Source organism: Stappia sediminis (assembly GCF_009826895.1).
Lineage (GTDB): Bacteria > Pseudomonadota > Alphaproteobacteria > Rhizobiales > Stappiaceae > Hongsoonwoonella > Hongsoonwoonella sediminis.
On the sequence record NZ_WUMV01000007.1, the window covers coordinates 486578 to 496369 of the forward strand.

The following is a 9792-nucleotide window of genomic DNA, read 5'->3' on the forward strand; positions in this document are numbered from 1 at the left end:
TCACATCGATCATTTTCAGGAAGATTTGAAATCTATGCGTGTCCTCATTTCAGCCGACATTCATCTCGGGTCGCCGATCCGCTCGGCCGCGATGCGCAATCCGGATCTGGGTGACCATCTGAAACAGGCAAGTCGGGACACGTTCATTCGCATTGTTGACCTGGCAATCTCGGAAAGTGTCGATGCACTGGTTCTCGCTGGCGACATCTTTGATAATGACCAACCAGACCTGAAGTCCCGGGCATTTCTGATCTCGCAATTGGCACGCGCCGCTGACGCGGGTGTTCCCACAGTACTGATCCGTGGCAACCACGATGCCCTTCTCGATCACCGAGCCCACGGTAACCTGGGCCCGAATATTCATCTGCTGCACAAGAACGAGCCCAGCGTGGAAATCGGTGGCGTGTGGTTCCACGGACTGTCTTTCGATACGGCGCATGTCTCAAAAAGCTTCCTGCCCGACTACCCGGCGCCGGTGACTGGCCGGAAAAACGTCGGACTGATGCATACGTCGCTCGATGGCTCGCCAGGTCACGATCCCTATGCTCCCTGCTCCGAGCAGGATCTGCTGGCGCATGGCTATGACCTTTGGTGCCTCGGCCACATCCATGCCCCCTTTGAGCGCACATCAGGCCCAGTTCTCGCTGTCATGCCGGGCATTCCGCAACCACGCCACTTCGGGGAACTTACCGGCGGCACCGTCGCGATTGTCGAGCTTGATGACGACACTCCGAATATCGAACGGCATCACGTTGGACATCTGAGATTCACCGTATGCGCTCTGGATCTCAGTCAATCTTCAGATGTTCAGGAGGTGTTGAGCGCGCTTCGGTCTGCACTCCAAGGGGCGCAGCATCCCGAACACCACACAGCAGTCCGCCTGCAGGTGACCACAGGCCATCATACCGCTGAGACGCTGACAGCCCTTGCGAGCGAATTGCTCGAAAACATCGAGCGCGTATTTATCGACAAAATCAAAGTGGCCGCCCCTAAACAGCAGGTCGACGCGAAGGCGGATGACCTGGTGCGGCTGATGCGGGCCGAGCTCTCCGAACCGGGCTTCCAGCTGGCCACCAAAGAGATCCTCGAAGAGCTCAGAAACGCATTGCCCCGCGAAATCGCCGACGATTTGGCGGAAGACGCCTTGGATGACCTTTTGGAAGAGGCCATCGCTGAAGTCATGCTGTCTTTGCACTCCGGAGCCGCGGAATGAGACTGAACCGGCTTGATTTCATTCGCTATGGCCGCTTTGACGGTGCCGAAATAGTGCTCCCCCGTCCTGCCGACGGCACCCCGGACGTCACCATAATCTACGGACCGAATGAATCGGGAAAATCCACGGCCTTTAATGGGTTTCTGGAACTTCTCTTCGGTTTGAAGTCAGTCAATCACCCTTATGCGTTCAAGTTCGACCGCAATGACCTTCTGGTCGGGGCCGAACTAAACATTCCCGGGCGCGGTGTAACGGTTCTGCGCCGCAACGGCAAACGTACCCAGTCCCTGCTTGATCATCAGGACCGCCCGGTCGACCAAGCCATCCTCTCGAGTGCGCTCCATGGCCTTTCCATGGAGGGTTATGTCGAAAGGTTCTCACTCAACGATGAAGGACTCCGCAAAGGCGGTGATCGGATTGCTGAGGCAAAAGGCGACCTGGGCCAGCTTCTGCATGCAGGTGTGTCGGGCCTGACCAGCATGGCGGCGACATTGGAGGACATGAAGACCCGCGCCGATAAGTTCCATAAAAAGAGCGGCCGAGGTACAGCGCTCAAGACCGGTAAAGACCGCCTGAAAGAGATCCATCAGACACTGCGAACGGAACGTTTCACACCGGATAGGGAGCGCGCCCTTCGGAAAGACAAGGAGACAGCTCAAAAGGCGTTCGAACAGGCGGACGCCGATCTTACGCGGGCCAGAAAACGACAGGCAGCGGGAGCGGCGGCGCAGACCTGGTACGACAAATCGGAAGAAAATCGGAAAATCAACGAGTCTCTTGCCGGTTTTCCGGAAGGTTCGAGTTTGAAGAAGGGCACAGATGGACAGGTCGCCACACTCGTGACAACCCTGTCGGAGAAGGCAGAGAGTATCGCAAGCGCCGATGACAGAATTGCGCGCCATGAAACGGTCATTTCAGAAAACGAGGCGGACCCGGCCGCCGGTCATCTCGTTGCGGAACTCGCAGAGCTAGATCAAATCAGGATCGACGGGGCTTCCCTCACCTCGCGGGCGGATACAGCCAGATCGGATCTGGAAAAGCGCACCGGTGAACGCGATGACGCGGCACGCCAGATAAAACAGATTCTGACGGTGTTGGCGGTACCTGACGAACCTGCAGAGGCCTTGGTCCTGACGACCGAAGAACTGGAGACACTCGCAGAGGCGGTACAGGCGTGTCAGACCACTGAAGGAGAGCTGCGAGCGGCATCAAACGTGTTGAAGACCGCACGCGATCAGTTGGGCGATGCTCCAACCGAACCGAAGGACCTGTCTCACCTGCAGATGGCGTATGACGCATGTCAGAAAGTGTCAGACGTGTCAGGCCTTGAACATAACCTCGGATCGGAACGCGCCCGGCTTGCAAAAGCGGTGTCCGGACTGCCTGCCTCCTGGCAGACACTTATCGAGAACGGTCTTCCTGCCCGTGAAAGTCTCGATGAGGTCCTCAGGGAATGGAACACCCTGACTGCCAACATCGCTTCTGCCACAGAAGACCTGGAAGGACGCGAAACGGACTACAAAGCTGCGCGCGCGAAACGCGAAGCCGACGAAAGCGCACCGGATTCGATTGACGCGGCAGCAACGGAAGAAACGCGTCGTCAGCGTGACACAGCCTGGCAGTCACATCGTAGCAGTCTCTCCGACGAAACCGCGGAGCGTTTTGAGGAGGCCATGTATGCTGATGATGGCGCCCGAACGAATTATCTGATGGGCACGGAGGCGCGAAAACAGCTTGCGAACTCGCGCACACAGGAAAGCGCCGCAAAAGCCGCACGTGACACAGCAAAAGACAAGCTCGAAGTACTGATCGGGAAACGCGACGCCTTGGCGAAGCGTGTGGTCTCACTTGCGAGGGCCCTTGGCTTTCCCGACGATACGGAACCGGCTGCGTTTGCCGCAAGACTTACAGACCTGACGGCATCGGCTGAGATCGCAACTGAGGTCACGATTGCGGAGAATGCCCTGGAAGACCGAACCAAGCGCCGCAAGGCAGCCTTTGACGATCTGTTCGCCGCAGCCCGCCTTGTCGACATCGAGGGTGAAGAAAGTGACCTTCCTGAGCGGGTTGGCAAGGCTCTCACACTTCAGGAAAATGTCCGTCAGACATGGGAGAACTGGCGTCGCGGGGAACGTAACATTGCCGACTACGAAAAAGCCGAAACTCAAGCCGAGACTGATCATAAGGCGGCCCTGAACCGACTGGAAACGCTGACCTCGGCGTTGCCTCTTCCTGATCGCTCGGCCGCCGGCGTAAAGACAGCGCTGCCGCAGCTGCGCACGCTGCAACAGCTTCAAAGCAATCACAAAAGCCTGGCTGGACGTGTTGAAGCCCTCGAACGCGCCGTTTCAACCCTGGCAAAGAGCGCCGCACGATTGGCAGAGATCCTCGGGGAGCCTTTCAATCTGAAAGACGATCCCCTCCCCATCATCAATCGCGCTCGTGCGCGAGTAACCAAAGCCGCTGAAGCGGATCGGGTGAGAAAACGAGAAGAGGAGCTTCTCGACGAAGAGGTCACAGGCCGAAAGCGTGCGCTAACTGCCCGCGACAAAGCGCAAACCCGGTTGGACGAGCTGTTTGAAGGACAAGGCGGTGAAGATCTTTCACCGACGGAGCGCGTGGCGCTTCTGGCTGAACGCGACGAGTTGCGCAAAGACCGGGCCAATGCGGACAACAGCCGCAATCAGGCGCGCGACGGCGTGGATCGTACGCTCTTTGATGAAGAGCTGACGCGATTACCCGATGTAACGCGAGAAGCGGAACTGCAGCAAGAACTTGATGATGCGCAAACGGCACGAGATGCCGCTTTGAAGGTATGTAATGAAAAAGAACGCCTCTATGAGGAAGCCTACAACGCCGCTGACAACAGCGATCTGATCACGGATCAGGCCACAATCCTCGAAGAGTTGCGAAACGGTGCACGGCAGGCGGCTGTCGCAAGGCTCGGGATCCTGGCAGCGAGGGGTGCCTTGAAGCGCCTGGCTGCTGAACGAAGCAGCGCAATGCTGAAAGACGTGGAAGAAGCCTTTGTCACCATGACATCCAAGGAATGGGAAAAAGTCGTGGTATGGAGTGAGACCGAGGGCGAGAAGCTGGTCGGCATCAAACCCGGCGGCGACCCCGTGAAGGTGGAAAATATGTCCACCGGAACCATGGGCCAATTGTATTTTGCCCTGCGTCTGGCCGGTTACCGCAGCTTCGCGCGCGATCCGGGCCCCCTCCCCATGGTTCTCGACGATATTATGGAAACCTTCGACGATACCCGCGCATCTGCCGCATTGAATCTCTGTGCCGAGATCGGACGGAGCGGTCAGGCAATCATTTTCACGCACCATGCGCACCTGGTGGAGCTTGCTCGCAAGAGCATTCCGGGTGTTTCCGTCGTGGAGATGCCGCATTAGCATCCCGCTGTTCACTCTTTCACCTGAAGTCTGATGACTATGAAACAGCTCTTCAAAAAATATGGACCGCTTTGGTTGTCGGCAAAGACCTGGACGATTGTCGGAGGCGCTGCCGCGATTTTCTCGCTGTTGTTGAGCGCCATGTTCTTCTGCTCAGGCGCTGCATTGACAAAGCGCACGCTGATATCAGGGCTCGCACTTCAAGCTCATGAAGACGTTTACAATTTTCTTGCCCAAGTGAACGAACACTACAGCGGAAATCGCGATTCCGAAGGTCGGTTTCTTGTCAAACCGGGGGATGACATCGCGCCGGAGATTCGCATTGCGCTTGTCCAGGCAGAAGGAGCAATCGCACGGGCAAAGATTGTCGACGATGCCGATATCAGTGCCTGTCTTGATGCAATGTACTATTTGATGGGGAGCTTGGTTGAAGCGCCTATGTTTCAAGGAATTGATTTCAGCATTGAGGAGTACGTCTTGGAGCTGGACGGCTTTCCCGACATGGTGGGGCGCTATCTTGAAGGCAAACAGATGACTGAAGAGCAAACCCGGACATCTCGTTCTACTTCCGTTTCTGAATGTGGGCCAATGCGCTTCGACCTTCCCGGTATACAAAAACTTGGAACGAGCCCCAATCCTTGAGCTGAACAATGGACGGTCCAGCCAGCATCATTGGAATGTGACACGCAACGTGTCACCCTCCAATCAGGATTAAATCGTGCTCAAGTTCGGTGATGTCGCCACCTAGCACCACGTCGCGACTAAGCCGTTCGTAGTCGATGTAGAACGCAAGGTTTGGCCTGCTGTCGGTTTCGTGGACGCCGAGTTAAGCTAATCCTACATCGTTTTCAAGTTCCATTGGCTTACATGGGGACTGTCCGCTTTTGGGGCCCTTCCCTGACCCCTCAAACGACTGAAATGCGGGCGCGAAGCAGAAGTTGATTGAAGGGCTAGCCAACATCGGCTTAGGGTAGAAAGTGACGATACGCTTCTTCAGTCCTGCACCACTGGAACCGGTCTCATCTATTGTGAGCCAAGCGGGATTTTCGATCTCAGACAATGGAATCCCAAATCCCGGATAATCTCGCGACCGAGCGCCGATGATCTGCTCATCGGAAAAACGCGAAGGGCTTCATGTCAGTTTCCTCCCTCCAACAGCAGACTTACCACCAAGGGAGGGCGCTTCGGGGCGGTGCACGTCAATAAGCAATTCGCTCCAAGTGAACTTCTTCGGGCTGGATTAGGTTTCCGTCCCGATTTGGGCTACTTGTCAATAGGCCCCGGCAGAATGGGCAACGGGGCGTCCCTCTCCGCTATTGTCGCAGCGATACATTTGCCGTTACCGAGGTTACCAGAGCGCTCCAGGCCACGATCGAAGCCCCAGATTTAGGCGTCGATCCCCACCGCTTCCCGCTGCTCTTGCCAATCGAGTGGCATATCGATGCGCTTGACGAGGCCGTCGACGGTGAGGTCGGGCGGGTGCGTGCCGGCAAGAATCGCCTCGACGATGTCGGGGGCGAGGAAGGCGAGCGGGAGAAGATGGCTGATGTAGCGGTCGGTCACACCCTCCGCCTTTGCGATCTGGGCAAGCGAAGCGGCCCGGCCAGTTACGAGATCGTCGAACCATTTGTGCGCGCGGGCGAGTGCCTTCACGAGCGCCGGATCGGCTTGTTGGGGCGCGTTGATGCCCGGTGCTTGGATTACAAGGCGTTTCTCGACGCCGCGGCGTTTTAGACGCAGCGGGACGAAGTGCTCGATGGTTGCCGTTTCCTCTCCGGTGAGCGGCGCCAAGGTCAAGGCGAGCGTGATGCCGTTTGACAAAAGCGTCACGTGCTCGACCAGTCGCAGGACATTATCGCGCCATTGGCCTGCCGCCTCCATCAGCCTTGGAAGAGCTTCGAGAGACACGCCCGCGCACCGAGCCGCACCAGTAGGACCGGAGGGATCATCCAACAGGTTCCGAACAGCACCCTCGACGATGCGTTCAAGCTCGCGCGCCGGCAAGCGCCAGTCTTCCCGGTTCGACGGGCCGTTGCCGCGTACCGAACCGGAGATCAAATGTCGGGAGACATAGTAACGGTAGCGGCGGCCCGACTTCACGGCGTGTGAAGGCGTCAGCGGCTCGCCCGCCTCGTCGAAGAGCCTGCCAGCCAGCGGACTTGGCGCCGTTTTGCGCGGGACTTTCAGGCGCGCGCTGCCGTTCTCCTTCAGCTGCGCCTGCACCGCCTGCCAGGTTTCCGGGTCGACGATCGCCGGATGCCGACCCTCGAACACCTCGCCTTTGTGCGTGATGCAGCCGATGTAAAGCGGATTGCTCAGGATACGGTAGATATGCCCGCGGCTCAGGGAACGCCCGCCACTCGTTCGCCCCCTGGCGCTGGTGAAGACCTTCGAGACAAGGCCGCGGCGATCGGCCTCTTCCTTGACCCGTGGCACGGAGCCGAATTCCAGATAAAGACGATAGATCGTCCGGATCGTCGCGGCCTCGGCTTCGTTGATGGTTAGCGTGCGGCCATCGACCTCGTAGCCAAGCGGCGTCGGCCCGCCCATCCACATGCCTTTTCGCTTGGAGGCGGCGATCTTGTCGCGGATGCGTTCGCCCGTTACCTCGCGCTCGAACTGGGCAAAGCTCAAAAGCATGTTGAGCGTCAGCCGCCCCATCGACGTGGTGGTATTGAACTGCTGGGTAACCGAGACGAACGACACGCCATTGGTATCGAAGATGTCGACGATCCTGGCGAAGTCGGGAAGCGAGCGCGTCAGGCGGTCGACCTTGTAGACGACGATAATATCGATGCGCCCCGCTTCGATGTCGGCCAGCAGCCGTGTCAACGCCGGTCGGTTCATCGAGCCGCCTGAGAAGCCGCCGTCGTCGTAGACTTCCGGCAGGACCCGCCAGCCTTCGCCGGCCTGGCTTGCCACAAAGGCTTCGCAAGCTTCCCGCTGGGCATGCAGCGAGTTGAAGGCCTGGTCGAGCCCCTCCTCCGATGACTTGCGGGTGTAGATAGCGCAGCGCCGAGCTCCCGTCTTACCGGCTGCCACGGACGCGCTCCTTCAAGCCGAAGAACACCGGGCCCGACCAGGGCGTGCCGGTGATCTCGCGGGCGACCGCCGACAAGGAACGGAACGATTGTCCGCGATAGACGACTTCGCGTTCCAGAACGATCGCCTCGTGCATCTCGCCCTGCCATTCCCGCAACAGCCGGGTTCCGGGCTTTATCTTGATGGATGCAGGTTTGGGCACCCGCCCGGCGGCAAGATCCGCGCCGAGGCGCTTAAGCCGCCGACGGGTGGCAGGGGACACTCCGCCGAAGGCCATCTCTTGCAGACGATGGGCGATGGCACGGATCATGATGAGCCGCCCCAGTCGCTTGGGCGGCGGTGCCCCGTAAAGCTCCTGCCAGCGGGTTTTGAGATCTTCGGGCGGAAATTCTGGCAGGTGCGCCAATTCCTCGCGCACCTGCTGTTTGCTGATGGATTTGCGCCGGCGCATGGTTCAAGCCTTCCCGGCGCTCCGGTAGACACGCCCGCGTCCCTCGACCAGCCTGGACGTGACAGTAAGGCCCAGCTTCTTCTTGAGACTGCCGCTGATCGCGCCGCGCACCGAGTGGGCCTGCCAGCCGATCGCCTCCACGGCCTCGGCGATCGTTATCCCCTCTTCGCGCTCCAGCAGATCGATCAGGCGAGCGAGCTTCGTTCCAGGGCGCACGGTGGGCGTGATGTTGGATTCCACATTGTCCGCCGCTGCAAGCTCGCCTCGGGGATCACGGGCGGCCGCGTTTCCTGCTTCTGGCATCGCAGAGGCATTGGCTGCGCACTCTAACTCCTCGGTGGCGGTATCGGCGTTGCCCGCTTCTACACCGATCGCCTCCAGACCGGCATCCGTGATGACGAGCGCCTGACGGACGCCCACCACCTCGCGCCATGCCTCCTCCCCGCGCTGCGCCGGACGTTCGACCACAAAGCCGCGTTTCAAGAGACTTTCAAAGACGACCCGGGCCGCACCTTTGTTCAAGGACAGCGATGCCGGCAGAGGCAGCAGGGTTCCTTCCTCCCGCTGAGTGGCCGCCGACAAAATGACAAGTTGGGTATCGGTAAGTCTGGACATGATTGCCTCCGGGCGTATCGGAGCCACTGCAATCGCGGCCCTCCCACTGCCCGAAGCCCCGAACATCCGGCCGGTCGGGGCGGTCCGAGGGCAATTTCAGCTGTCACAACAGCATGCATGCTTGGCGCCGCGATGAAGTCCAGACCTTTCTCGCAGCGTCTCGGATCTTTTGCCCGATATCTGGAATCAATCAGACAGCGCCCGGAACACCGGCGACAAGCTCAAGCGTTCCCGGCAAGTAATAAGCCGCGTGCTTGCCCCATTGTCGCGCGCCGCGTCTTCGCCTCGGAACCTGTGGGATACGTAAACAGTCCTCTCACTCCTCGCGGAAAGCATGCGCGACCTGGTCGAGCAGCGGTTTGACGAGGTAGGAAGGGACGATGCGCTTCACCCCGCATGAAGCCTCAACCTCACGCATGAGGCGCGTCAACAGCACGAAATACAGAACCGGTCACAAAGGCCTGAGGTAAGACGCGAAACCACGGAAGTCCCGACGGGGAGCAGAACAAACATCATCGCGCGGTGGGCCTGATCCGGAGAGGCAAAGCATCCCTTCACGCATGAAAATGCCAACCCGCCTTTCTTCGGCAACTTCGTCGAAATCGGTTCCCGTTGCCTCCGGCACGGCCTGCTTGCCAGTGACGGCATGCCAACGGGCGAGGATCGTGCCGCAACAGGCGGTGTCGTATTCGACGATCCCTGCCTGTCTGCTGCAGCTTTCTATGATAATCAGCGCCGTGCAGGAACCCTTCTGCAGCCGGACAGACGGGAGGGGCCTCATCCATGCCGCCTGCCGCTCCTTCTTGCTACTGCACTGTCGCGGGCTTGGGCAGGGGCGCCATGTCGGCGACGGAGACCACCCGGCGCACCTCGTCCGACTTGAAACCGATCATCATCGGCTTCTTAACGCCGGGAAGCGCCACCACGTCGTAAAGCTCGGTGACGACGCCATGAAGGCGCGCCCAATGCGCCACATCGCCCGTCTTCAGGTCCACCACGTAGATCGCGCAGCGCGGTTCCACCTTGCGCGCGGCCAAGGCATCATCCAGCGCGAGACCGGAGAAGGTCTT

The 9792-nt window shown here is 59.3% G+C and carries 7 protein-coding genes; 3 read left to right on the top strand and 4 right to left on the bottom strand.

All coding sequences use genetic code 11. The features are described 5' to 3' along the window. Nucleotides 1-34 precede the first annotated feature (34 nt). Genes GR183_RS16445 through GR183_RS16455 form a run of 3 tightly spaced genes read left to right on the top strand, consistent with a single transcriptional unit; the run spans nucleotide 35 to nucleotide 5256 of the window. Nucleotides 35-1213 carry a metallophosphoesterase family protein gene (locus GR183_RS16445; RefSeq protein ID WP_160776722.1) on the top strand — a complete coding sequence of 393 codons (1179 nt, stop codon included), beginning with the start codon at nucleotides 35-37 and terminating at the stop codon, nucleotides 1211-1213. Continuing rightward, nucleotides 1210-4614: an AAA family ATPase gene (locus tag GR183_RS16450; RefSeq protein WP_160776723.1), complete on the top strand. Its 3405-nt coding sequence runs from the start codon at nucleotides 1210-1212 to the stop codon at nucleotides 4612-4614. Before GR183_RS16445 ends, GR183_RS16450 begins: the two co-directional genes overlap by 4 nt. A gap of 39 nt (nucleotides 4615-4653) precedes the next feature. Beyond that, nucleotides 4654-5256: a hypothetical protein gene (locus tag GR183_RS16455; protein WP_208999884.1), complete on the top strand. Its 603-nt coding sequence runs from the start codon at nucleotides 4654-4656 to the stop codon at nucleotides 5254-5256. A 744-nt stretch (nucleotides 5257-6000) separates the two neighbouring features. On the opposite strand, the gene GR183_RS16460 is transcribed toward GR183_RS16455, so the two are convergent. From GR183_RS16460 to GR183_RS16475, 4 genes are all read right to left on the bottom strand, one after another. Beyond that, complete coding sequence (locus tag GR183_RS16460) at nucleotides 6001-7656, bottom strand: recombinase family protein (RefSeq protein WP_160776725.1); 1656 nt, start codon at nucleotides 7654-7656, stop codon at nucleotides 6001-6003. Beyond that, on the bottom strand, nucleotides 7643-8107 hold the full coding sequence (locus GR183_RS16465; RefSeq protein WP_160776726.1) for a DUF2924 domain-containing protein: 465 nt from the start codon (nucleotides 8105-8107) through the stop codon (nucleotides 7643-7645). Before GR183_RS16465 ends, GR183_RS16460 begins: the two co-directional genes overlap by 14 nt. A gap of 3 nt (nucleotides 8108-8110) precedes the next feature. Beyond that, nucleotides 8111-8722: a DUF3489 domain-containing protein gene (locus GR183_RS22005; RefSeq protein WP_160776727.1), complete on the bottom strand. Its 612-nt coding sequence runs from the start codon at nucleotides 8720-8722 to the stop codon at nucleotides 8111-8113. 806 nt (nucleotides 8723-9528) lie between these two features. Then, nucleotides 9529-9792 (bottom strand): DUF4915 domain-containing protein (locus tag GR183_RS16475; protein WP_160776728.1); only part of this gene is annotated, 264 nt, incomplete at its 5' end.

Excerpts from the sequence above, each read along its gene's own strand:
- GR183_RS16445 (WP_160776722.1), top strand. The coding sequence starts at position 35 with ATGCGTGTCCTCATTTCAGCCGACATTCATCTCGGGTCGCCGATCCGC.
- GR183_RS16465 (WP_160776726.1), bottom strand. The coding sequence starts at position 8,107 with ATGCGCCGGCGCAAATCCATCAGCAAACAGCAGGTGCGCGAGGAATTG.
- GR183_RS16455 (WP_208999884.1), top strand. The coding sequence starts at position 4,654 with ATGAAACAGCTCTTCAAAAAATATGGACCGCTTTGGTTGTCGGCAAAG.
- GR183_RS16450 (WP_160776723.1), top strand. The coding sequence starts at position 1,210 with ATGAGACTGAACCGGCTTGATTTCATTCGCTATGGCCGCTTTGACGGT.
- GR183_RS22005 (WP_160776727.1), bottom strand. The coding sequence starts at position 8,722 with ATGTCCAGACTTACCGATACCCAACTTGTCATTTTGTCGGCGGCCACT.